At 72.4% G+C, this 21,958-nt stretch carries 19 protein-coding genes and 1 pseudogene; 7 read left to right on the top strand and 13 right to left on the bottom strand.

What is annotated here, in order from left to right; genetic code table 11:
- Window positions 1–65 precede the first annotated feature (65 nt).
- Together CLT71_RS27860 and CLT71_RS27855 are read left to right on the top strand one after the other, a co-directional pair.
- On the top strand, window positions 66–1,034 hold the full coding sequence (locus tag CLT71_RS27860; RefSeq protein ID WP_101369725.1) for a Scr1 family TA system antitoxin-like transcriptional regulator: 969 nt from the start codon (window positions 66–68) through the stop codon (window positions 1,032–1,034).
- Between the two features lie 272 nt (window positions 1,035–1,306).
- A pseudogene (locus CLT71_RS27855) lies at window positions 1,307–1,540 on the top strand (hypothetical protein); the annotation flags it as partial.
- A 345-nt stretch (window positions 1,541–1,885) separates the two neighbouring features.
- On the opposite strand, the gene nudC reads toward CLT71_RS27855, so the two are convergent.
- The 9 genes from nudC to CLT71_RS27810 form a co-directional block, all read right to left on the bottom strand.
- A complete protein-coding gene (gene nudC / locus CLT71_RS27850; protein ID WP_199187742.1) occupies window positions 1,886–2,857 on the bottom strand; it encodes an NAD(+) diphosphatase in 972 nt (323 codons plus the stop codon).
- The gene (locus CLT71_RS27845) at window positions 2,854–4,179 is read right to left on the bottom strand and encodes a M16 family metallopeptidase (RefSeq protein WP_101369724.1); all 1,326 of its coding nucleotides are present in this window, start codon (window positions 4,177–4,179) and stop codon (window positions 2,854–2,856) included. The genes nudC and CLT71_RS27845 overlap by 4 nt, the downstream gene beginning before the upstream one ends.
- Window positions 4,176–5,489, bottom strand: coding sequence for a M16 family metallopeptidase (locus CLT71_RS27840; protein ID WP_101369723.1), 1,314 nt, complete (start codon window positions 5,487–5,489; stop codon window positions 4,176–4,178). The genes CLT71_RS27845 and CLT71_RS27840 overlap by 4 nt, the downstream gene beginning before the upstream one ends.
- A gap of 104 nt (window positions 5,490–5,593) precedes the next feature.
- Complete coding sequence (locus CLT71_RS27835) at window positions 5,594–6,508, bottom strand: hypothetical protein (protein WP_101369722.1); 915 nt, start codon at window positions 6,506–6,508, stop codon at window positions 5,594–5,596.
- Between the two features lie 78 nt (window positions 6,509–6,586).
- Window positions 6,587–6,793 carry a hypothetical protein gene (locus CLT71_RS27830; protein ID WP_101369721.1) on the bottom strand — a complete coding sequence of 69 codons (207 nt, stop codon included), beginning with the start codon at window positions 6,791–6,793 and terminating at the stop codon, window positions 6,587–6,589.
- Window positions 6,794–6,975: 182 nt separating this feature from the next.
- On the bottom strand, window positions 6,976–8,280 hold the full coding sequence (locus CLT71_RS27825) for a DEAD/DEAH box helicase (protein ID WP_101371843.1): 1,305 nt from the start codon (window positions 8,278–8,280) through the stop codon (window positions 6,976–6,978).
- A gap of 222 nt (window positions 8,281–8,502) precedes the next feature.
- Window positions 8,503–8,706, bottom strand: a complete 204-nt coding sequence (gene cspE, locus CLT71_RS27820) for a transcription antiterminator/RNA stability regulator CspE (protein WP_101369720.1) — start codon at window positions 8,704–8,706, stop codon at window positions 8,503–8,505.
- A gap of 260 nt (window positions 8,707–8,966) precedes the next feature.
- The gene (locus CLT71_RS27815) at window positions 8,967–12,425 is read right to left on the bottom strand and encodes an ATP-dependent DNA helicase (RefSeq protein ID WP_101369719.1); all 3,459 of its coding nucleotides are present in this window, start codon (window positions 12,423–12,425) and stop codon (window positions 8,967–8,969) included.
- Window positions 12,422–15,865 (bottom strand): ATP-dependent DNA helicase, encoded by a 3,444-nt coding sequence (locus CLT71_RS27810; RefSeq protein WP_101369718.1) that lies wholly within the window; start codon window positions 15,863–15,865, stop codon window positions 12,422–12,424. Before CLT71_RS27810 ends, CLT71_RS27815 begins: the two co-directional genes overlap by 4 nt.
- 198 nt (window positions 15,866–16,063) lie before the next feature.
- Between CLT71_RS27810 and CLT71_RS27805 the strand changes: the two genes are divergently transcribed.
- Complete coding sequence (locus tag CLT71_RS27805; protein WP_101371842.1) at window positions 16,064–16,420, top strand: type II toxin-antitoxin system RelE/ParE family toxin; 357 nt, start codon at window positions 16,064–16,066, stop codon at window positions 16,418–16,420.
- Window positions 16,417–16,737, top strand: a complete 321-nt coding sequence (locus CLT71_RS27800; RefSeq protein WP_101369717.1) for a helix-turn-helix domain-containing protein — start codon at window positions 16,417–16,419, stop codon at window positions 16,735–16,737. The genes CLT71_RS27805 and CLT71_RS27800 overlap by 4 nt, the downstream gene beginning before the upstream one ends.
- Window positions 16,738–16,850: 113 nt before the next feature.
- On the opposite strand, the gene CLT71_RS38245 is transcribed toward CLT71_RS27800, so the two are convergent.
- The 3 genes from CLT71_RS38245 to CLT71_RS27790 form a co-directional block, all read right to left on the bottom strand.
- A complete protein-coding gene (locus CLT71_RS38245; protein WP_486483484.1) occupies window positions 16,851–16,973 on the bottom strand; it encodes a hypothetical protein in 123 nt (40 codons plus the stop codon).
- A 165-nt stretch (window positions 16,974–17,138) separates the two neighbouring features.
- Window positions 17,139–17,657, bottom strand: a complete 519-nt coding sequence (locus tag CLT71_RS27795; RefSeq protein ID WP_101369716.1) for a hypothetical protein — start codon at window positions 17,655–17,657, stop codon at window positions 17,139–17,141.
- Window positions 17,658–17,875: 218 nt separating this feature from the next.
- Window positions 17,876–18,727 (bottom strand): LOG family protein, encoded by an 852-nt coding sequence (locus tag CLT71_RS27790; RefSeq protein ID WP_101369715.1) that lies wholly within the window; start codon window positions 18,725–18,727, stop codon window positions 17,876–17,878.
- Window positions 18,728–18,896: 169 nt separating this feature from the next.
- Here CLT71_RS27790 and CLT71_RS37160 point away from each other — a divergent pair, with 169 nt between their 5' ends.
- Complete coding sequence (locus CLT71_RS37160; protein WP_199188011.1) at window positions 18,897–19,061, top strand: hypothetical protein; 165 nt, start codon at window positions 18,897–18,899, stop codon at window positions 19,059–19,061.
- Between the two features lie 119 nt (window positions 19,062–19,180).
- Here the strand turns inward: CLT71_RS37160 and dapE are convergent, their stop codons facing one another.
- Window positions 19,181–20,254, bottom strand: coding sequence for a succinyl-diaminopimelate desuccinylase (dapE, locus tag CLT71_RS27785; protein WP_101369714.1), 1,074 nt, complete (start codon window positions 20,252–20,254; stop codon window positions 19,181–19,183).
- 116 nt (window positions 20,255–20,370) lie between these two features.
- Here dapE and dapD point away from each other — a divergent pair, with 116 nt between their 5' ends.
- Together dapD and CLT71_RS27775 are read left to right on the top strand one after the other, a co-directional pair.
- A complete protein-coding gene (gene dapD / locus CLT71_RS27780; protein WP_101369713.1) occupies window positions 20,371–21,324 on the top strand; it encodes a 2,3,4,5-tetrahydropyridine-2,6-dicarboxylate N-succinyltransferase in 954 nt (317 codons plus the stop codon).
- A gap of 8 nt (window positions 21,325–21,332) precedes the next feature.
- Window positions 21,333–21,920 (top strand): sugar O-acetyltransferase, encoded by a 588-nt coding sequence (locus tag CLT71_RS27775; RefSeq protein WP_486483483.1) that lies wholly within the window; start codon window positions 21,333–21,335, stop codon window positions 21,918–21,920.
- Window positions 21,921–21,958: the final 38 nt, after the last annotated feature.

Here is a 21,958-nt window from a genome sequence, read left to right as displayed (position 1 = left end):
AGCGCGACCGGAACGGTCCGCACCTGCCCGGCGACGGGCTCGACGGAAACGAGAGCGAGGATCCAGTGCCTCCTGCTCAACCCAGCCCGATCCTGCGACGGCGCAGGCTCGGCACGGAACTGCGCAAGCTGCGGGAGTCCGCCAAGCTCACCGGCGACCAGGTCATCGAGGCGGTGGGCTGGGCGTCGGCCTCCAAACTGTCCCGGCTGGAGAACGGCCGCAGCCGACCCGACCTGCGCGACGTCCTCGACCTGCTGGACCTCTACAAGGTCACCGGGGCGCTGCGCGAGGAACTGACCGCGATCACCAACGAGGCCGGAGACATCCGGGGCTGGCTGCGCTCGTACGCGACGATGACGCCGCGACAGCGCGGGTACGCCGAGTTGGAGGCGGGCTGTGCGGAGATCCGCGAGTACAGCCCGGTGATCGTGCCCGGCCTGTTGCAGAGCAAGGGGTACGTCAACCTGCGCATCCTCTCGTCCCGGCAGTTGGTGGACGACACCGACGACACCGAGGACGCCGAGACCGAGGTGGCGGCCCGGATCGCCCGGCAGTCGCTGCTCACCCGCGAGGTCGAGCCGCCCCGCTACCACGCGGTGATCGAGGAGGCGGCGCTCGGCGGCCGGGCCGGTCCACGCGAGGTGCTGCGGGCCCAGCTCATCCAGTTGCGCAAGCTCGCCGGGCTGCCGAACGTGACGCTCCAGGTGTTGCCGACCGAGCGGACCATCGCGGACTGGTACCTGCCGCACACCGGGTTCTCGCTCTACCGTTTCGCCGAACCGCAGGATCCGGAGACCGTCGCGATCGAGGGGCTGGCCACCAACCTGATGGTGACCGACCCCAAGGAGATCGCCACCTACTCGATGGTCTTTGAGTGGCTCCAGGAGGCGGCGCTGAGTCCGGAGGAGACGGTCACCTGGTTGGCCGAGGTGGCGGCGCAGCGCGGGTCGGCTCCCCGGAATCCGTCCAGCCGGGACCCGGGAATGCCACCCACCCAGCGCAGTCGCCGTTCGGGGCGGCTGACCGAGCAGTAGTTCACTTCCTGCGACGGCGCACCGATTCGCCGCCGCCGCACCGATCCGCCGCCGCCGGCTCCTGCTTCGGGAGCCGGCGGCCGCGTCGTACCCCGGGGTGGTGGTGTTGACCGTCACCTGATCGGACGAGCAACTACTCCAATCGGCGCGTTTCACTTGCCCACAGGTGGAGAATGGGTGAACATAGCCCGAGGGGAACGTGGAAGTTCCATGGAACGACTTCGTTAGGTAATCGCAGGATCATCGTCCGTCACCGGCCTTCGGAGACACCCATGCGGTTTCTAATCGTTCGCACGGATATCCGTGCCGCCGCAGACGACGAGTTGGCCGCCGCCTGGGCGCAGGGGGAGCGCCTCCGCGACGAACAGACCTCCCCGGAACAGCGCCGCCAGATCGTCCGCGCCGAGGACCGGGACGCCGCCCTGCTGCTCGCCCGAGCGCTGTCCAGTGTGGGCGCGGTCCGCTCCGGGCGGCAGCGGGTCAAGGTGGTACCGGTTGGCGAGCCCGACCGGCGGCACCGCAACCAGCGCTTGCAGGACCACACCGCCGACCCGGCCCTGCCGCTCACCCCACCCGGACCGGGCCCGGTCGATCTCGGCCCGCCGACCGTCGGCCCGCAACCTGGCAACCTCGGCCCGCAGTCGAGGTTCGGCTAGACGACCGTCGTCGACCGGGGTGGCTCCCCCGCCACGCACCATGCCTGACCCGGCAACGGCGGCCTATGATCTTGGCCCGTGATCGTCGCGGCAACGACGCTCGCGGGCCAAGATTTGTGCCGAGCCGCCCCGGACCAACGGGCGGCCAGGTTCTGAAGCGCCCGGACCGCCGGGGATCGTTCTGCCGGGCCCGGACTACCGAGAATCCTCCAACCAGGTGCGGACCAGGAACAACGCGATCGACGACGGCGGCGGCAGCGCCAAGCGCAGCCCGTCACCGACGTCGACCGCCTCCCCGGCCAACACCGCGGCGATCTCCCGCCGGCTGAACCAGGCCGCGTGCGCGATCTCCGCCGGATCCAGCCGGATCGGCAGCTCCGGGTCGGCGAGGGCGAAGAAGCCGAGCATCAGCGAGCCGGGAAACGGCCAGGACTGGCTGGCGACGTACCCGATGTGGTGCGGGACCAGGCCGACCTCCTCGGTGACCTCCCGGACCACCGCGTCCTCGGCCGACTCGCCCGGCTCGACGTATCCGGCGAGGCAGGAGTACCGGCGGATCCCCGGCTCGGACCGCCAGGCCGCGTTGTTGCCGAGCAGACACCGCCCGCCGGGGCCGGAAACCCCGTCGTGCACCAGCACGATCATCGCCGGATCGGTACGCGGCCAGAGCTGGTTGCCCGCCTCGTCCCGCCGGGACCAACCCGCGTCCCCGACCACTGTGGACAGGCCGGTCAGCGACGAGTAGAGATGCCGGGCGTGCCAGTTGGCCAGCGCCACGGCCGTGGTGAGGAGTCCGGCGTCCCGGTCACTGAGCAGGTGGCCCACCTCGCGCAGGTTCGCCGCCCGGGTGCCGGCCAGCTCCGGCAACGGCGCGTCGACCGCGAAGACGGGTACCCCGTCCGGCTCGACGCCGAGGAAGAGCCGGGCGCCCGGAGGGCTCCCGGTGACCGCGTCCGGACCGAGCAGCACCAACTCCGGCTTGTCACCGGCCGAACCGATCAGGCTCCGGCCGCCGTTCGCCACGTCCACCACCAGCACCCGGGCCCGCTGCCACGCGTCGGCCAACCAGCGCCTGTCGGCACGCCGGTGCGCGGCCCGGTCGAGCGTGGACCGGGCCAGCGGCGGTTGACCGGCCGGCAGCTCCGTCGGCGGTCGGCCGGAGGTCACGATCCCGCGGCCTCTGTCCGGACCGGCCCCAGCACACCCAGCGGACCCTCGACCTGACCGGCGTCCCCCAGCACCACAGTGACCGCCCGAGCCGGAGCCAGGTACCTCGCCGCCGCCGTCGCCACGTCGTCCCGGGTGGCCTTCGCCAGCCGGGCCGCGTGCTCGGCCAGGAACTCCAGGCGCAGTCCGGAACCGGCGTACGCGCTGGCCACCGACGCCAGCCCGGCCTGGGTCGAGATGCCGAGCTGGAGGGTGCCGAGGGCGTACTGGCGGGCCTGCTCCAGCTCGTCCTCCTTCGGCGGCAGCGAGGCCAGCCGGCCCAGCTCGTAGACCGTCTCCAGCAGGGCCGGCCCGGTCACCTCGGTCGCCACCTCGGCGGAGACCATCAGCGTGGAACCGGCGACAGCGTGCTCGATCGACGAGTGCGGCCCGTACGTGTAGCCCTTGTCCTCCCGGATGTTCTCCACCCAGCGGGACGAGAAGTAGCCGCCGAAGACCAGGTTGGCCAGTTGCAGCGCGGCATGGTCCGGATGGGTACGCGGCACCGCCGGCAGTGCCAGCCGGACCGACGACTGCACCGAACCGGGCCGGTCCACCAGCAGCAGCGGCCCCGGCTCCAGCTCCGGGATCGGCGGCAGCTCACCCGGGGCACCGTCCCCGGTCCAGCCGCCGAGCGCCCGCTCCGCCGCGTCCAGCACCTTTGCCGGCTGTACGTCGCCGACCAGCAGCAGCACCGCACCGGTCGGGCGTACCCGGGCGGCGTGCAGACTGCGCAGCGCCGCCGGCCGTACCGCCTCGATCTGCTCCGGTTCGGGAGTCTGCACCGCGTACGGGTGCCTGCCGTAGATCCGCTTCAGCAGCGCCTTGCGGACCAGGTGGGTCGGCTGGCTCTGCGCCATCCGGATCCCGTCGATCAACCGGGCCCGCTCGGTGGCGACCTCGTCGTTCGGGAAGCTCGCCCCGGTGAGCACCTCGGCGAGCAGCTCCAGCAGCCGGTCCAGCCCGGTCGAGAGGCCGTTGCCGGAGATCATCAGCCGGTCGGCGTCGACCCCGGCGGTGAGCCCACCGCCGACCTTCTGCAACTCGGCGGCGAGCTGCACCGAGGTCATCGTCCCGGTGCCGGAGAGCAGCGTCTGGGCCATCATCAGGCCCCGGGCCAGGTTCGCCCGGCCGAAGGGCAGCCAGAGCCGCAGCTCGACCAGCGGCACCGCCGGCCGGCGCAGCACGATCACCGTCAGCCCGTTGGGCAGGGTGCGCTCGGCCTCGCGGGGCAGCTTGAGCTTGCGGGTCGGCCCGAGCGGGGGCAGCGTACGGGCGGTCACCTGACACCTCCACCGGGAACGACCTCGACGGCGGCCCGGCGCTGCGGTCGCAGGGTGGCGGCCGCTGCCCGCACCTGCTCCTCGGTGACCTCGCCGACCAGCCGGGGCAGCTCCCCCAACAACCCCGGATCACCCCGCTGCTGCTCCAGCACCGCCATCTGGAGCGTGCGGCCGAGCACCGCGTCGGTCTCCCGGAGCAGGTGGGTCGCCATCCGGGCCTGGGTCCGGGCCAGCTCGTCGGCGTCCAGCCCGTCGGTGGCGAGCCGGTCGAGTTCCTCGTCGATGGTCTGGAGCACCTTCTCCACCTCGCCCTCCGGCGGCAGGTGTGCCTGGAGCACCAGCGCCGTCGGGTCCCGCACGTCGAACGGGTCACCCATCAGCCCGAGGTACCCGCCGACGCTGGTCACCGAGCGGTCCCGCAGTACCAGCCGCTCGACCAGCCGGGACGCGTCGCCGTCGGTGAGCACCTCGGCCAGCACCACGTATGGCAGGTAGCTGGCGAAGTCGTTGATCGGGTCCGGCACCCGCCAGGCAGCCGCGACCGCCGGCAACGGGGCCAGCCGGTCGGTGTAGGACTCCCGCCGTTCTCCGGTCAGGTCCGGCTCGGCGAAGTCCGGCCGTACCGGTGCGGGCCGGGCCGGCACGTCCCCGAAGTGCCGCTCGATCAGCGCCGTCGCCTCCGCCACGTCCAGATCCCCACCGACGGCCAGTACGGCGTTGCCGCAGGCGTAGTACCTGTCGAAGAAGTCGGTCGCGTCGGCGATGCTCGCGCTCTCCAGGTCGTCGAAGGAGCCGTACCCGTCGTGCGCGTTGGCGAACGTGTCGAACATGACCGGTGGCAGCCGCAGCCAGGGGAAGCCGCCGTACGGCCGGTTCAGCACGTTGACCCGGATCTCCTCCTTCACCACGTCGACCTGGTTGCGGAGATTCTCCTCGGTCAGCCTCGGCCCGCGCATCCGGTCCGCCTCCAGGAAGAGGGCCCGCTCCAGCGCGTTGCTCGGCAACGTCTCCCAGTAGTCGGTGTAGTCCAGGTGGGTGGAGCCGTTGAAGGTTCCGCCGGCACCCTGGATGTGCCGGAAGTGCGCCAGCTTCTCCAGGTTCTCCGAGCCCTGGAACATCAGGTGCTCGAAGAGGTGCGCGAAACCGGTCCGGCCCTCCGGCTCCGACCGGATGCCCACGTCGTAGACGACCGCCACGCCGACCACGGGTGCGCTGCGATCCGGGGCCAGCACCACCCGGAGGCCGTTGTCGAGGGTGAACCGCTCGACCGAATGCTTAGTCGCTGGAATTCTCGATCTTCCCGCCGCCACGAACCGACCCTAGCGCGTCCCGTCACCACCGGTGGCCGGCCTCCACGTCCTGCCCATCTGGCGCGCCTGGCACATCCCCCGGGGGTACCCGGGCGGGAGTCGTTTCAGGCGGGGCGGACCGAGGCGAGGACGTGGTCGACCACCCAGTCGAACTCCCGATGGGTGCCGGGTATCGAGATGTAGAGGACCGCGACTGTCGACCGGCCCACGTCGATGCTGGCCACGGCGGCCAGCTCGTCGGTGGCCCGCAACTGGGGACGGGTGAACTGCAGCCGGAAGACCGAGACCCAGGCCGGCCGCCCGCCCAGCGTGGTCCGCCCGTCCCGGATCGACTCCATCCGGTTCGGCTGCGGGTAGTACTCGGCGCGAACGTCGCTGGCCACCTGCCGGCCGACACACTCCAGGTCGAAGGTGAGGGCGTCGTTCTCCGCCGCCGGTACCGCCGCCGACAGGATCGAGGCGAGGTAGTTGCTGAACCCGTCGTACTCCCGCTCGGTGACGAAGTACTGCCCGACCTTGTACGGCACCTCCAGGGTCCCGGCGCTCCACACCGTCCGCCACGGCTGCCACGGCGCGCCGTAGCTGGCGTACGAGATTCCGGCCTCCGGGTCGACGGTCCGCTCACCACTCAACGGCTGCCCCGGCCCGGCCGGCGGGACGACCGGGTCCGGCTCCGGAACCGTCGGCGCCGACGGTGCCTGTGCCGGCGAGCCGGGCGCCGGGCACTTCCGGGCCAGCGGGGGGCGTACGTCCGTCGGCGCCTCCGGTCGGCTCCACAGCGGGTCGACTCCGCCGGACATGGTCAGCCCCAGCACCACCACCAGGCCGATCACGAGTACTCCGCCGGCCGCACCGGCGAACCACCACAGCCGACGGTCCCGACCAGCCGCGGCGGGGGTTGGTTCGGGCGGCTCCGAGGGCGGTGCGGGCAGGCCGATCCGGGTGACGGCACCGGCTGCCCAGGCGGCGCCGGGCCGGCTCTCGGTGCCGTCGGTCGCCCGCGGAACGTTCTCCGGCATCTTCCTAGTGAACACCACCGCTGCCCGCCGGGCCGACCCGCCGGACGCTCGACGGCCAGCGGGGGCGGCGTAGGCTGGTCAGCCGTTGCCGGCGACCGTGATCTCGATCCCGTCGTCGGAGGTGGCCGGCGAGTGCATCTCGACCACCTCGACCTGGGGCGACCCGGCGCCCAGGTCGTACCACGGGGTGAACGCGACGACCGTGGCGAGGAGCAGGCCGCAGGCCGCGAGCAGGAGCACCACAAGGATCTCCCGCGTCAAGCCCTGACCGACACGCACGGTCATCGCAACCTCCCCCACCGCGACCCATCCCCGTAGCCGCTGGTTCCCCAGGACAGGATGGCCCGTCGATGGTTACCGCGCAGTCGCCCATCGGACGCGATCAGGTGTATTCGCGGGCATAGTTGTGCTGACCGATCGGCGCATCCACCGCCGTACCAATCGGGGCAGGCGATTCGGGGCAGCGGTCAGGCGGCGCGGCGGAGCCGGCGTGGGCGCGACGCCCGGCGACGCCCGCCATCCTCGGACCGCGGCTTCGGCGCCACCGCCGAAGCCTTCGTCGCGGTCGTCGGGCGGGCTACCGTCGCCGACACCGGAACACCTGACGGTACCCGCGCTCCGGTGAGCCGCATCAGCGCCTGGTCACCGGGACGTACGACAAGCGTCTCGGGCCTGATGCCGGCGTCGCTGAGCAGTCGGGCCACCTCCCGGCGCTGCTCGGGCAACGCCAGGGTGACCACCCGGCCGGACTCGCCCGCCCGGGCCGTACGGCCGCCCCGGTGCAGGTAGTCCTTCGAGTCGGTCGGCGGGTCGACGTTCACCACCAGGTCGAGCCCGTCGACGTGGATGCCCCGGGCCGCCACGTCGGTCGCCACCAGGGCGGTCACCTGACCGGACTTGAACTGCTCAAGGGTACGGGTCCGCTGCGGCTGCGACTTGCCGCCGTGCAGGGCCGCCGCCCGTACGCCCCTGGTCATCAACTGCTTGGCCAGCCGGTCGGCGCGGTGCTTGGTACCGACGAAGAGCATCACCCGGCCGTCCCGGGCCGCGATCTGCGCCGTCGCCGTCGTCTTGTCCACCGCCTCCACCTGGAGGACGTGATGGGTCATCGCGGTGACGGTGGCGGTCGTCGGGTCGACGGAGTGCGAGACCGGATTGGTGAGGAACTGGCGGACCAGCCGGTCGACGCCGCGGTCCAGCGTGGCGGAGAAGAGCATCCGCTGCCCGCCCGGCGCCACCTGGCGCAGCAGGTCGGTCACCTGCGGCAGGAAGCCCATGTCGGCCATCTGGTCGGCCTCGTCGAGCACCGTGATCGTGACCTCGTCCAGCCGGCAGTCTCCCCGGTCGATCAGGTCGGCGAGCCGCCCCGGGGTGGCGATCACCACCTCCACGCCGGCCCGCAGCGCCGTGGCCTGCCGGCCCAGCGACAGCCCGCCGACCACCGTGGCGCAGCGCAGCCCGAGCGTGCGGGCGTACGGGGCGAGGGCGGTCGTCACCTGCTGGGCGAGTTCACGGGTCGGGACCAGGACCAACCCGAGCGGGCGGCCCGGCCGGGCCCGGCGACCGGCGGTACGGGAGAGCAGGGGCAGGCCGAACGCGAGCGTCTTGCCGGAGCCGGTACGCCCCCGGCCGAGCACGTCCCGGCCGGCCAGCGAGTCGGGCAGCGTGGCCGCCTGGATCGGGAACGGCGTGAGGATGCCGTTCGTGGTCAACGCGGTGTGCAGTCCGGCGGCCAGCGGCGCGTCGGCGAAGGACTGGATGGTACGGGTCATTACGGGACCTTCCTCGAAGCGGTACGTGTCGAGGAAGGCCACCGGCGCCCGCCACCGAGGCTCGGCCACCGGCGGCGGTGCGCCCGGTGACCGCAGCCACGGACCGGGAAATACGCGGGAGCCAGCCCGTGCCGTCGGGCGCGGGCTGGCCGCGTCACCACGCCGGTCTGGGCGCGGTGGTCGAACTTCTGCGCTGGGCTTGCGCCGCGCAGGAATGCTCGGTCAGATCGGGCGGATGTTCTCCGCCTGCGGGCCCTTCTGGCCCTGGGTGACCTCGAACTCCACCCGCTGGTTCTCGTCCAGGCTGCGGTAGCCGGAGCTCTGGATCGCGGAGAAGTGGGCAAAGACGTCGGCGCCGCCGCCGTCCGGGGTGATGAAGCCGAAGCCCTTGTCAGCGTTGAACCACTTCACGGTGCCAATTGCCATGTGTTTCGTCTCCTGACGGAACGTTCGGCCCGCACCTGTTGCGGGCCGAGTTGTTGCCCACCGAACCGGTGGACGGCTGTCGCTCTGGTCGCCCCGCCCGGAGAACTCCGGACATAACAAAGAGCGCCTACGGTCACAATCCCGCAGGCGCACACAGAGTCTCTGGGAACCAAAACTGCAACGCGCCAACATTAGCACACCACCGGCCGGAGCGGGCGGTTTCCGGTGATCCAATCGGACGAGCGACCTCGGGTAGGGGCTCAACCACCCGCCGTCTCCGGCACCTGCGCCACCAGCGCCGCCAGGCCGTCGCCGTCGAGCAGGTCCGCCGGGCGTACGGTCACGTTGTCCCGTACGTAGTGGAGGGCCGCCCGGACCCGGTCGACAGGTACACCCGCCAGTTCCGCCCAGGCCAGCCGGTACGCCGCCAACTGCACCGCCGCCGCCTCCGCCTCGACCCCGGTCGGCTGCCGCCCCGTCTTCCAGTCGACCACGTCGTAACGGCCGCCGGGGAGGGTGAAGACGGCGTCCATCCGGCCCCGGACCAGCAGCCCGCCAATCGACGTGGCGAACGGCACCTCCACCTCCACCGGAGTGCGCTCGGCCCACTCACTCGCCAGGAAGCGCTCCTGCAACTCGGCCAGCGCCTCGTCCGGGGCGGCGTCCGAGTCGGCCGCCCCGGGCAGCTCGTCGACGTCGAGCAGCCGGCTGATCCCGTACCGCTGCTCCAGCCAGGAGTGGAACGCGGTGCCCCGCCTGGCGTACGGCTCGGGACGCCGGGGCATCGGCCGGCGCAACGCGCGGGCCAGCGCCGCCGGGTCCCGGCGCAGCGTCACCAGCTGTGAAACCGACAGGTGGCCGGGGAGCGCCACCTCGACCGGCCCGGACCGGTCCGCCAGCATGTCCCGCTCGGCGAGCAGCAGGTCAGCCTCGCGCCGCCACGCCGCCGCAGCAGCCGCCACCTCCGACTCCGGCTCCGGCTCCGGCTCCGGCTCCGGCTCGCCTGAGGTGTTAGGAAGGGCCCCCGCATCTACTGAAAGCGATAAGAGGGGGCCCTTCCTTTCACCCTCGGCGATGAATCGGCGGACCAGGGCGGCGGCTTCGGCGAGCATCGGGCGCCGGGCGCCGAGCGGGTCGGCCGGCCACTCGGCCCGGAGCACCACCTCGGTGGTCGGGTTGCTGGCGTCCGCCGCCGGCTCCGGCGCCCAGGCGTCAACCACGAAACCGCTCTCGCCGCCGCTCTCGGGGGTGGTCAGGCACCACTCGTACACCTCGGAGAGGAACGTCGACGGGCCGCGTGGCCGCTTCGTCCCCTCGCCCCACCAGTACCCGGAGCAGAGCAGCAGCCGGCGCGGCCGGGTCACCGCCACGTACGCCAGCCGGCGTTCCTCCCGCTCGTCGTGTGCCCGCCAGTCGTCGGTGAAGGTGGCCAGTGCCCGGGCCACCGCCTTCTGGTCGTCGGCGTCGGCAAGAGCCAGTTCGGGCAGCCCGTCCGCGTCACCGCGCAGCGGGAACGGCAGCACGCCGAGGCCGAGCAGATAGTGGTCGGAGCCCCGGGCCGCCCCCGGCCAGACGCCCCGGCTCAGCCCGGCCACCGAGACGACGTCCCACTCCAGGCCCTTGGCGGCGTGCGCGGTGAGGATCTGCACCGCGCCCTCCACCACCTCCACCTCGCCCGGGGAGAGGCCCCGCTCCTCGTCCTCGGCGGCGGCGAGGAAGGCCAGGAAGGCGTGCAGCGGCGCACCCGCCGAGTCACCGGCGAACCGGGCCGCCACGTCGCCGAGCGCGTCCAGGTGCCCCCGGGCCAGGCCGGCGTCGCCGCCCCGGCCGTCGCTGCCGGCACGTACCGCCACCTCGACGTCGAGGCCGATGGTCCGCTCGACGTCCGCGAGCAGGTCCGGCAGCGGCTGGTCCAGGCGGTGCCGGAGCAGGCCGAGTTCCCTGGCGTACGCCCGCAGCCGGGCATAGCCCTCCGCCGAGTACGCCTGCGCCGGCCCCAGGTCGGCGAGCGCCTCGACCAGGGTCGCCTCGTCCAGCCGGTCGGTGACGATCTCCGGCTCGTCATCGTCGCCGTCGGAGCGGGGCAGTTCCCGGCGGGCCCGGGCGATCGCGGTGGCCCGACGGTGCAGGGCGACCAGGTCACGCGGGCCGATCCGCCAGCGTGCCCCGGTCAGCAGCCGGAGCAGCGCGGCACCGTCGGTCGGGTCGGAGAGCACCCGCAGGGTGCAGACCACGTCCCGCACCTCGGGAGTGTCCAGCAGCCCGCCGAGGCCGACCACCTCGACCGGCAGTCCCCGGTCCCGCAGCGCCGCCTCGATCGCCGGGATCTGGCTGCGCAGCCGGACCAGCACGGCCGTCGTCGGCCGGGCCACCACGGGAATCTGCTCCGGCAGCGCGTCCGGCATCCGGGCCGCCCCCCGCCAGGCGGCGAGGATGCTGTCGGCTATCCAGTCGGCCTCGTCGGCGTACGTGTCGAGCAGCGCGCAGTGCACAGTGCCACCGGCGTACCCCCGGCCGGTGCGGCCCGGGATCTCCTCATCGACCCGGAACGCGGCGGCCAGCTCGGCGACCTGGGCTCCGGCGGCGCGCAGCGGCGCGGCGAGCCCGTTGGCGACGTCCAGGATCTGCGGGCGGTTCCGCCAGCTCGTGGTGAGGGTGCGCACCTGGGCCGGGGTGCCGTCCGGCTGGGCGAACTCGGTTGGGAACCGGTCCAGGGTGCCGGCGCTGGCACCCCGCCAGCCGTAGATCGACTGGCACGGGTCGCCGACGGCGGTGACCGGGTGCCCGCCGCCGTAGAGCGAGCGGAGCAGCACCACCTGGGCGTGGCTGGTGTCCTGGTACTCGTCGAGCAGCACCACCTTGTAACGCCCGCGCTCGATCGCGCCGACCTCCGGGTGGTCCCGGGCCACCCGCGCCGCCCGGGCGAGCTGGTCGCCGAAGTCCATCGCCTCGAAGTCGTCCTTGCGCTGGGCGTACGCCCGGACCAGTGGCAGCAGCCGGAGCCTGAGCTGCTGCACGTGCAGCGCCTTGCGTACGTCGGCGTAGACCCGGCCGGGTCGGGACTGCACCTCGGCGAAGAACCGTCCCGTCCAGGCGGCCAGCTCGTCCGGGGTGACCAGGTGTTCGGCCAGGTCTGCGGCGAGCGCCAGTACGGCGTCGGTGACGGTGCTCGGCTGCCGCTCCACCTCGGACATGTCGCCGTCGTGGTTGCGGACGATCGAGTCGACGATCTGCCAGCGGGACGCCTCGGTGAGCAGCCGGGTCGACGGCTCGTACCCGCCGCGCAGGCCGTGCTCGGTGACAATCCGCGCCGCGTACGAGTGGTACGTCGCCACGGTCGGCTCACCGCCGAACGGGTCGTCGTCGCTGTTGCGACTGTTGCGGCCGAGCCGACGGACGAGTTGACCGAGCCGGGTCCGGATCCGGGTGCCGAGTTCCCCGGCCGCCTTCCTGGTGAAGGTGAGCCCGAGGACGTGCCCGGGTTCGACGTACCCGTTGGCGACCAGCCAGACCACCCGGGCGGCCATCGTCTCGGTCTTGCCGGAGCCGGCACCGGCGACCACCAGCAGCGGCTCGACCGGCGCCGAGATGATCGCGGTCTGCTCCAGGGTGGGCGCCGGCAGCCGGAGCAGCTTCGCCAGCTCGACCGGGGTGTACCGCGGTCCGGCGTCGGCGACCCGCTGGCTCGGCGTCGGACTGAACAGCGAGGGCTGGGTCATCGGGCGCCCTCGCCGCGACGCTGGCCGGGCGGTGTGGGCGGGGTGTCCGGGCGGCGCCGGGTGGGCGGCTCGACGACCTGCCGGCCCTGGCCGGAGATGGGGCAACTGCTGCGTACCGGGCAGACCCGGCACTTCGAGTTGGCGACGGCGGAGAAGGTGGCCGCGGCCATCGTGTCGGCGGTACGCCGGACCATCGCCTGCGCCCAGCCACCCGCCTCCTCGGCCGTACCGGCCGGCGGCTGGACCTGCTCCCTGGCGTCCTGGGTCGAGGTGCCGAGCTGCACCAGTGCCGCCCCGCCGGACTCCGACCCGACGCCGAGGTCGGCGAACGCGCCCGCCTCCACCGCCGCCTGGTAGGCGCCGAGCTGCGGATGTTCGGCCAGCTCCGACGCGGTCACCGCCGTCGACTTGCCGGTCTTGAGGTCGATCACCACGAGCCGGCCCTCGGCGTCCACCTCCAGCCGGTCGACCCGGCCGGTCAGCTCGATCGGCCGCACCGGGTCGTCGAGGCGTACCGCGAACTCGTGCTCGATGGCGAGCAGCCGGCGCGGGTTGCCGGCCAGCCAGCGCAGCAGCTTGTCGACCATCACCTCGGCGCGGGCCCGTTCGGTACCCGCCATCCAGCGGGCGGCGAGTTCGATCACGTCGAACCGCGCCGTCACGTACTCCAGCAGTTTGCCCCGGTCGGCGCTGGCGTCCTCGGCGAGCATCGCGGCGGCGTGCACCAGGTTGCCGACCCCCTGCGCGGAACTGGCCGGCGCCTTGCCGCCGTGCCGCTCCAGCAGCCAGCGCAGGCTGCACCGCAGCGCGCTCTCCATCCCGGACGGGGTGACCCGGACCGGTTCGCCCTCGTCGACGAGGGGCCGGTCGTCGGAGAGCGGGCGCAGCCCCCACCAGTCGTCGGGATGTGCTCCGGGCACCCCGGCGACGGCCAGCCGGGCCAGCTCCGCCGCCGCCGCGCGCCGCCGGGCCGGCGACGCCTCCGGGTCGGTGACGGCGGTACGCAGCTCGGCGACCAGCGCCGACAGCGTCAACGCCCGTGGTGGCCGGCCCACCGGCAACACAGCTGCAAGGAAGGGCCCCCCGTTATCGTTTTCGGTAGTAGAAGGGCCCCCTCCTAACACCTCAGCGTCGGCGTCGGCGTCGCCGTCGTCCGGGCGTTCGACAGTGGGGCCGAGTTCGTAGAGGAACCGGCTCGGCTGCTCCTCGTGGTCGGCGACCCCGACCGCCGCCGAGGCGACCGCGCTGACCAGCAGCCTGCGCCGGGCCCGGGTGGCGGCGACGTAGAAGAGCCGGCGTTCCTCGTCAAGCATCGCCGAACTCTGCCCGACCAGGGTGGCCGCGACACCGGCACCCTCGCCCCGGCCGGCGAGCAGGTCGACAAGCCGTTCCGAGCCGAGCAGGCTGCCGCGCAGCCGCAGGTCCGGCCAGATCCCCTCCTGTACGCCGGCCAGCGCGACCAGGTCCCACTCCAGCCCCTTGGCCGCGTGCGCGGTGAGCAGGCGTACCGCCTCGCCCCGGTCGGCGCTCGGCGCGAGGGTGTCGGCCGGCAACTGCTGCCCGAGCACGTGGTCGAGGAAGACCTCGGTACGCGCCCCCGGCAGCCGGTCGACGAACCGCGCCGCCGCGTCGAAGAGTACGACTACCGCGTCCAGGTCCCGGTCGGCGGCGGCGGCCCGCCAGCGCAGCCCACTGTCCTGCACCCCGGCGGCGGTACGGGCCCGGGCCAGTGCCCCGGACCAGCGCTCGGCCAGCCCGCTGGCCCGCCACACCGCCCAGAGCACGTCCTCGGCGGTCGCCCCGGGCGCGTTGGCAGCCTCCCTGGCGGTGGCCAGCAGGTTGGCGACCGCCTGGGCCGGTGCCGCCCAGCGGCGCTCGATGGTGAGCAGGTCCCGCGGATCGCGCAGCGCCTCCACCAGCAGGTCCCCGGAGGGGCGCCGGTCGCCGCCGGCCAGCGCCAGCGCGCGCAGCCCTTGCCGCAGCCGCCGCTCGGCCAGCGGGTCGGCGCCGCCCAGCGGCGAGTGCAGCAGCGTCACCGCCGCCTCCTCGTCCAGCCGGTCCGGTTCGAGTGCACAGCGCAGCAGCAGCAGGAACGGCGCCACCGCCGGTTGCAGGTGCAGCGGCAGGTCCTCGGCGTGCACCACGGTCGGCACCCCGACGGTGTGCAGGGCGCGCTGCAACGGCGGCAGTTGCAGCGTGGTGGAGCGGAGCAGCACCGCCATCCGCGACCAGGGCACCCCGTCGAGCAGGTGTGCCGAGCGCAGCGCGTGCGCCAGGTAGGCGGCCTCGCTGGTGCCGGATCGGAAGGTGCGGATCTCCACCGTTCCCGGCTCGGCGTCCGGCACCGGACGCAGGTCGCGGTGGGCGACCGGCCCGCGCAGCCGCCGCGCCAGCCGCCGGGTCGCGTCCAGCAGTCCCGGCCCCGCCCGGTACGACGTGTGCAGCACCAGCGTCCGGGCCACCGCCCCGGAGACGGTACGGAAGCGGTGCGCGAAGCCGTGCACGATCTCCGGGTCGGCGCCCCGGAAGGCGTACGTGGACGAGTCCGGGTCACCGAAGGCGACGAGTGGCTTGCCGCCACCGGCCACCAGGTGCAGCAGGTCCACCTGGGCCGGGTCGGTGTCGGCCAGCTCGTCGACGTAGACGTACGCCAGCCGGGCGCGTTCGGCGTCGAGCAGGTCGGGGTCGTCGTTGAGCAGGCCGGAGGCGGCCCGGACGAGTTCGGCGGGATCGTAGGCGACCGAGCCCCGGGTGGTCACGTCGCGCAGGGCGAGCACGGCGACGTACTGCCGGAGGAAGCGGGCGGCGGCCGGCCAGTCGGCCCGGCCGAGCTTCTCGCCGAGCCGGGCGAGCTCCACCGGCCCGATGCCACGCTCGGCCGCCCGCATCAGCAGGTCACGGAGCTGTTCGGCGAAGGCCCGGGTACGCAGCGCCGGCCGCAGCTCCGCCGGCCAGCCGACCGGGTCGTCGGGTTCGTCCCCGTCCTCGGGCTGCTCGTCCTCGGCGCCGACCACGCCGAGCAGTTCCCGGATGATCAGATCCTGTTCGGGACCGGTGAGCAGTCGGGGGGAGGGCTCGCCGCGTTCCGCCGCCGACCGGCGCAGCAGCCCGAACGCGTACGCCGGGAAGGTCCGGACCAGTGGCTCGTGCAGTACCCGGTTGGTGACCTCGGCGATCCGGGCCTCGATCCGGTGCCGCAGCGCGGTGGCGGAGCGGCGGCTGAAGGCGAGCACCAGTACGCGTTCCGGGTCGACGCCCTCCGCCACCCGGGCGACGACCGCCTCGACCAGGGTGCTGGTCTTGCCGGTACCCGGTCCACCGAGGACCAGCAGCGGGCCGTCGGTGTGGTCGACCACCTCCCGCTGCACGGGGTCGTCGTGTCGGGCCGGCCGGGCCTCGGCCGGCCGACGGACCAGCCGGTACGCCTGCACACCGCCCATCACATCACGCCACCCCGACGGACCCCGCTCAGGTACGCCCCGCGCCACGCCCCCATCGCGCTCCGGTTCGTACGCCACCGGCCCAGGGACGGGGCATTCGACGACATGCTCCGGGACAGCGAGAACCAGGAAGGGACTTTAGGATATGCTTAAGTCGTCCATCACCGAGAGGGTACCGACGTGGAGTGGGAGATCTTGATGACCGCGCAGGTCGAGAGCTTCCTCGACGACCTCTACGAATCGGATCGGAACAGCCACCACCTCGTCAACCAGGCCATCCTCGTCTTGGAGCGGAACGGCCCGGCAGAGGGTCGCCCACTCGTGGATACGGTGTCCGCGTCACGGATCGCAAACATGAAGGAGTTGCGTCCGCCATCCACCGGCCGTACCGAGGTCAGGATCCTGTTCGTGCTTGACCCGTGGCGCTCAGTGGTCCTGCTGGTGGCCGGCGACAAGTCAGGGCGGTGGAAGCGGTGGTACCAGGAAGCGATTCCGGAAGCCGAGCAGCTGTACGCGACATACCTCAAAGAGCGCGAAGAGGAGAGCGGACGATGAGTGGGGTCCGACGTTGGCGTGAGTCTGGTCATCTGGAGCGCGCAGTCGAGACGGCAGGCGGCCCGGAAGCCTTTGCGGTCAGCCTTGGCCGGATGCTTGACGAGGCACGGGGTTGGCGTCTGGCCGACATGCGCAAACGACGGGGACTGACCCAGGAGCAGGTGGCAACCCGAATGGGAGTCTCCATTGCACGTGTGTCACAGATCGAAGGCGGGGACTTCTCTACCCAAGACGTGCTCAGCCGCTACGTGACGGCCCTCGGTGGGACGCTCAAACTCGTCGCCGACTTCGGCGACGAGCAGATGAAAGTCGCGTAGAGCCACGCGTCACTCGTCGACACGCCCGCCCGCCTCGCCGGTCAATCCGCGATGTCGCTGCTGGACCTGCGGCTCTCCTCCGGCAACCCGCTCACGAACCGTACGGAAGAGTGTCACCGGGCGACCCGGTTGGTGGCCTCGGCGACCCGGGCGACCACCGCCTCGACCAGGGTGCCGGTCTTGCCGGCACTCGGTCCACCAAGGACCAGCCGGTACGCCTGCACACCCCCCAGCACACCACGCCACCCCGACGAGCCCCGCTCAGGTGGCCCCCGCCGCGCTGCCAAGGGCCGGAACGACACGCCGACGTACAGGGAAGAACTCTGCCGAGCGAAGTGCGAAGCTGGCGGCACTCCGGGTGTCTGGAGCATCGTTCGAGACGGCAAGAACCCGCCTCCTGGCTAGGACATGCGCGCAAAACCGTCCTGGTGCCAGTACAGGGCGATCCGGCTCGTCCGTCGAACGATCCGGTCTGGTAGAGGTCGTGCCGGCCAGAAGGTCAGCTGGTAGAAGTCAACGGGTTCGGCCGCCCCTGCATCAGTGTCGAGGGTCTTGCCGGCGTCCATGCCGCGCGCACAGTACCGCACGCCATAGCAGACGGACTGCATTAGCGGGAGCGGGAACAAGCTGAAGTTCCAGTCCATCAAGCTGACGTCGGGCGAGGTTGCTGTGTAGGACACCTCCACGATTTCCTCCCACCGGTCATCAACCGGAGGCGGGTCGCCAACGATCTCCACCCGGAAGCCGACCTTGCCGGTGTGCAGACCGGTCACCAGAAAGAGGGATCCCGGCACCCGGGCACCGCACAGCCCGTTCGTCTGGCCGGCGAATGCCCGCACCGGGTCGGGCACCTCGTCCCCACTGACCACGAACGCCTGGCTGTAGGCAACGCTGAGGAGACCATCGAAAGCAACCGTCATGGGCGGCCCAGATTCTTCATGTGTGCGGGCATCCACGCGACTTTACTCGTGGACTCGGTTACCTCGTGGACGCGGAGCGAGGAGCTGAGCTGAGGTCGGTGCCGATGCCCCTGCCCGACCTGTCGACTCGGCGAACTCCCCGATTGGGCCGCTGCTCTGGTCACTGATGAACGATCGTAGCGACCTTCCCGTTGACCAGGTGCGCGATGGCCCGTGGGTCAGCGGGAAGTGCGTCCACCGGCGGCCGACTGCTGGGCCGCCTCGGCCTGGGCGATCGCGGTCTCCTGCAGCGCCTCCTGCTCTGCGGCGAGCGCCGCGTCCGCCTCGATGATGTGCCGGACGGCGGCGTTCACGTCGTCGGTCACGATGATCAGTTCGAGGTCGGCGAGGCCGATCTTGCCGTCGGCGGCGAGAGTGTCCCGGAGCCAGTCCAGCAGCGGCCCCCAGTACGCCTCCCCCATCAGGACCACCGGGAACCGGGTCACCTTGCCGGTCTGCACCAGGGTCAGCGCCTCGAAGAGCTCGTCCAGGGTGCCGAAACCACCGGGCAGCACCACGAACGCCTGGGCGTACTTGACGAACATGGTCTTGCGGGCGAAGAAGTACCGGAAGTCGATCGCCAGGTCGACCCAGTCGTTGATGCCCTGCTCGAACGGCAACTCGATGCCGAGCCCGACCGAGAGGCCGCCCGCCTCGGTGGCGCCCCGGTTGGCGGCCTCCATCACGCCCGGACCGCCGCCGGTGATCACTGCGTAGCCGGCGGCGGCGAGCGCCGCGCCGAGCTCCTGGGCGAGCAGGCACTCCGGGCTGTCCGGCTTGCTGCGGGCCGAGCCGAAGACGCTGACCGCCGGAGGCAGGTCGGCCAGGGTGTCGAAGCCCTCCACGAACTCGGACAGGATGCGCAGCGCCCGCCAGGCGTCCTTGGTCTTCCAGTCGGCCCGGCTGCGGGAGTCGAGCAGCTTCTGGTCCGCCGTACTCATCGGAATGGCCTCGCGGCGCAGGGTGACCGCACCCCGATGCCGTTCCGGACCCGGACCTCGGCCGCCGTTTCGCCGCTCGCTGTGGTTCATGGGGTCCACCGTAATCCGGTGGCCGACGGAGGGGGCGGCGTGATCCGGTAGGTCACAGGACGAACATCCGGCGCCGGTGCAACCGAGCGGGGCTGGGAGGCGTCTACCAAGCAAAGGGGGAAAGCGTGGCGCCCACACCACGGCCGCGCACCTTCGGGGGGTAGAAGTGATGACCAGCGGGGAGATCATCCGACTTCGACGACAGATGCAGCGCCGGATCCGGGCGGTGGTCGCGGAGCGCCGGATGGCACGCAACGCCGCGCCGGCCGGTGCCATCGACGACGTTCCGGTGCCGGAGCAGGAATCGCGTACGCGGCAGCACGTCGACGGGTAGTGGTCCGCCGACCCGACATCACGGAAAAACCGGTGCCGGCCGGCGGCAGAGGGGCCACCGCCGGCCGGCACCGGGCCGTTTCCCGTCGCGGGGCGCGCAGGTTGGGCGCGACGCGGAGGTCAGTGCGAGGCGAGCCAGCGGTGCAGGGTGGCCGCGCCGTCCCGGATCTTGCCGATCTCCACGTGCTCGTCCGGGGCGTGCGCCAGGTTCGGGTCACCCGGCCCGAAGTTGAGCGCCGGAATGCCGAGCGCGGCGAAGCGCGACACGTCCGTCCAGCCGAGCTTGCCGATCGGGTCCGCACCGACCGCCGCCAGGAACTCCCGGGCCGGCGCCTCGGTCAGCCCGGGCAGCGCACCGGGCGCCGAGTCCGTCACCCGGACCTGGTAGCCGTCGAAGATCTCGCGTACGTGCAGCTCCGCCTCCTGCGGCGTACGGTCCGGAGCGAACCGGTAGTTCACCTCCATCTCGCAGAGGTCCGGTACCACGTTGCCGGCCACCCCGCCGCTGATCCGGACGGCGTTCATCCCCTCGCGGTACACGCAGCCGTCGATGGTGACCATCCGGGCCTGGTACGCCGCCAGCCGGTTGAGCGCATCGCCGATCCCGTGGATCGCGTTCACCCCGTTCCAGGAGCGGGCCGAGTGTGCCCGCCGGCCGGTCGAGCTGACGATCGCCCGCATGGTCCCCTGGCAGCCCGCCTCGACCACCCCGTGCGTCGGCTCCAGCAGCACCGCGAAGTCGGCGGTCAGCCACTCCGGATGCGCCTGCGCGACCAGGGTCAGCCCGTTGTAGCGGGACTCGATCTCCTCGGCCTCGTAGAAGAAGTACGTCACGTCGTAGCGCGGCTCGGGCACGCTCACCGCGAGGTGCAGCGCGTACGCCACCCCGGACTTCATGTCCGAGGTGCCGCAGCCGTAGATCAGGTCACCCTGCACGCTCGACGGGAAGTTGTTGTTCAACGGCACGGTGTCCAGGTGCCCGGCCAACACCACCCGCTGGGCCCGCCCCAGCTCCGTACGGGCCATGATCGTGTTGCTGTGCCGCGCCACGGTCAGGTGCGGCACCTTCCTGAGCACATCCTCGACGCAGTCCGCGATCTCCTTCTCGTTGCGCGAGACGGACTCGATGTCGACCAGGGCGCGGGTCAACGCCACCGGATCGGCCAACACCTCGGGGGTGAGCGGGTTCTCCATGGTGGGAGACGGTACCGTCAGGGTCGTATCGGCGGGACGCGTCCAAGGCTCGGAAATGACGTTCCACACTCACGGTCGAGCCGAGGCGCCAGACGGATGACGGAGAGGTAAACCGGGTGACGACCGCACAGCCCGCCTGGGGAATCGGAGTGGCGACGCTCGCCGGAGACCAGGTGCTCGACACGTGGTATCCGACCGGCAAGCTCGGCCTCGGCCCGTCGCCGCTGGTCGCGGGCGAGAACGGCGACGTGCTCGACCTGCCGCCGGGAGCGATCGGCGAGCGGGCGCTGCCCGGGCTGCGTACCGCCGTGGTGGTCACCGAGATCGGCTCGCTGGCCGACCCGATCAAGGACGCCTCCGACGCGTACCTCCGGCTGCACCTCCTCTCCCACCGCCTGGTCCGGCCCAACGAGCTCAACCTCGACGGCATCTTCGGGGTGCTGGCCAACGTCGCCTGGACCTCGGCCGGTCCGTGCCCGCCGGAGCGGGTCGACGAGCTGCGGGTGATCGAACGGGGCGCCGGCCGGCACCTGGCCGTCTACGGGGTCGACAAGTTCCCCCGGATGACCGACTACGTGGTCCCGTCCGGGGTCCGGATCGCCGACGCCGACCGGGTACGCCTCGGCGCCCACCTGGCCAGCGGCACCACCGTGATGCACGAGGGCTTCTGCAACTTCAACGCCGGCACGCTCGGCGCCTCGATGGTGGAGGGGCGGATCGTCGCCGGGGTGGTGGTCGGAGACGGCTCCGACGTCGGCGCCGGTGCCTCGATCATGGGTACCCTCTCCGGCGGCGGCACGGAGAAGGTCCGGATCGGCGAGCGGAGCCTGCTCGGCGCCAACGCCGGGATCGGGATCTCCCTCGGCGACGACTGCGTGGTCGAGGCCGGCTGCTACATCACTGCCGGGGCGAAGGTGACCCTGCCGGACGGCCGGGTGGTCAAGGCCCGTGAGCTGTCCGGAGTCGACGGCCTGCTCTTCTGGCGCAACTCGGTGACCGGCGCCCTGGAGGCGAAGCCGCGTACCGGCCGGGGCATCGAGCTGAACGCCGCCCTGCACGCCAACGACTGAGCCGCCCGATGGTCACCGACGAGGACCCGCGCTCGCAGCGGGAGCGGATGCTCGCCGGTGACCTCTACCGGGCCGACGACCCCGAACTGACCGCGCTGGCCCGGCGTGCCGCCCTGCTCGTGCAGCGCTACAACTCGACGCCGGCCGACCGGCCGGAGCAGCACCGGGCACTGCTGCACGAGCTGCTCGGCGCCGTCGGCGCGCAGGTGGTGGTCCGGCCACCGTTCTACTGCGACTACGGCAGCCAGATCCGGATCGGCGACCGGTCGTTCCTGAACTTCAACGCGGTACTGCTCGACGTCGCCACCATCGAGATCGGCGCCGACGTGCAGATCGGGCCGAACGTGCAACTGCTGACCCCGCACCACCCGCTCGACCCGGAGCAGCGCCGGGCCGGCTGGGAGGCGGCCCGGCCGATCACCATCGGCGACAACGTCTGGCTCGGCGGCGGGGTGATCGTGCTCGGCGGGGTCACCATCGGTCCGGGAACCGCGGTCGGCGCCGGCAGCGTGGTCACCCGGGACCTGCCGGCCGGGGTACTCGCCGTCGGCAACCCGGCCCAGGTCCGGCGCCCGCTGGCCCCGGCACCCGGCTGAGCCCCGCCGGCCAGCCCGGGCGGTAGAAGTCACGAAAC

This window comes from Plantactinospora sp. CNZ320, from assembly GCF_002846275.1.
The sequence above is the reverse complement of the archived record's forward strand: the minus strand, read 5'-3'. Positions and strand labels throughout refer to the sequence as shown.

Coding starts and splice junctions, on each gene's coding strand:
- CLT71_RS27790 (WP_101369715.1), bottom strand. CDS start 18,727: ATGAACCACAGCGAGCGGCGAAACGGCGGCCGAGGTCCGGGTCCGGAA.
- CLT71_RS27835 (WP_101369722.1), bottom strand. CDS start 6,508: ATGCCGGAGAACGTTCCGCGGGCGACCGACGGCACCGAGAGCCGGCCC.
- CLT71_RS27830 (WP_101369721.1), bottom strand. CDS start 6,793: ATGACCGTGCGTGTCGGTCAGGGCTTGACGCGGGAGATCCTTGTGGTG.
- CLT71_RS27815 (WP_101369719.1), bottom strand. CDS start 12,425: ATGACCCAGCCCTCGCTGTTCAGTCCGACGCCGAGCCAGCGGGTCGCC.
- CLT71_RS27800 (WP_101369717.1), top strand. CDS start 16,417: ATGAGTGGGGTCCGACGTTGGCGTGAGTCTGGTCATCTGGAGCGCGCA.
- CLT71_RS27810 (WP_101369718.1), bottom strand. CDS start 15,865: ATGGGCGGTGTGCAGGCGTACCGGCTGGTCCGTCGGCCGGCCGAGGCC.
- cspE (WP_101369720.1), bottom strand. CDS start 8,706: ATGGCAATTGGCACCGTGAAGTGGTTCAACGCTGACAAGGGCTTCGGC.
- dapE (WP_101369714.1), bottom strand. CDS start 20,254: ATGGAGAACCCGCTCACCCCCGAGGTGTTGGCCGATCCGGTGGCGTTG.
- CLT71_RS27825 (WP_101371843.1), bottom strand. CDS start 8,280: ATGACCCGTACCATCCAGTCCTTCGCCGACGCGCCGCTGGCCGCCGGA.
- CLT71_RS37160 (WP_199188011.1), top strand. CDS start 18,897: ATGACCAGCGGGGAGATCATCCGACTTCGACGACAGATGCAGCGCCGG.
- CLT71_RS27805 (WP_101371842.1), top strand. CDS start 16,064: ATGACCGCGCAGGTCGAGAGCTTCCTCGACGACCTCTACGAATCGGAT.
- CLT71_RS27775 (WP_486483483.1), top strand. CDS start 21,333: ATGGTCACCGACGAGGACCCGCGCTCGCAGCGGGAGCGGATGCTCGCC.
- CLT71_RS27795 (WP_101369716.1), bottom strand. CDS start 17,657: ATGACGGTTGCTTTCGATGGTCTCCTCAGCGTTGCCTACAGCCAGGCG.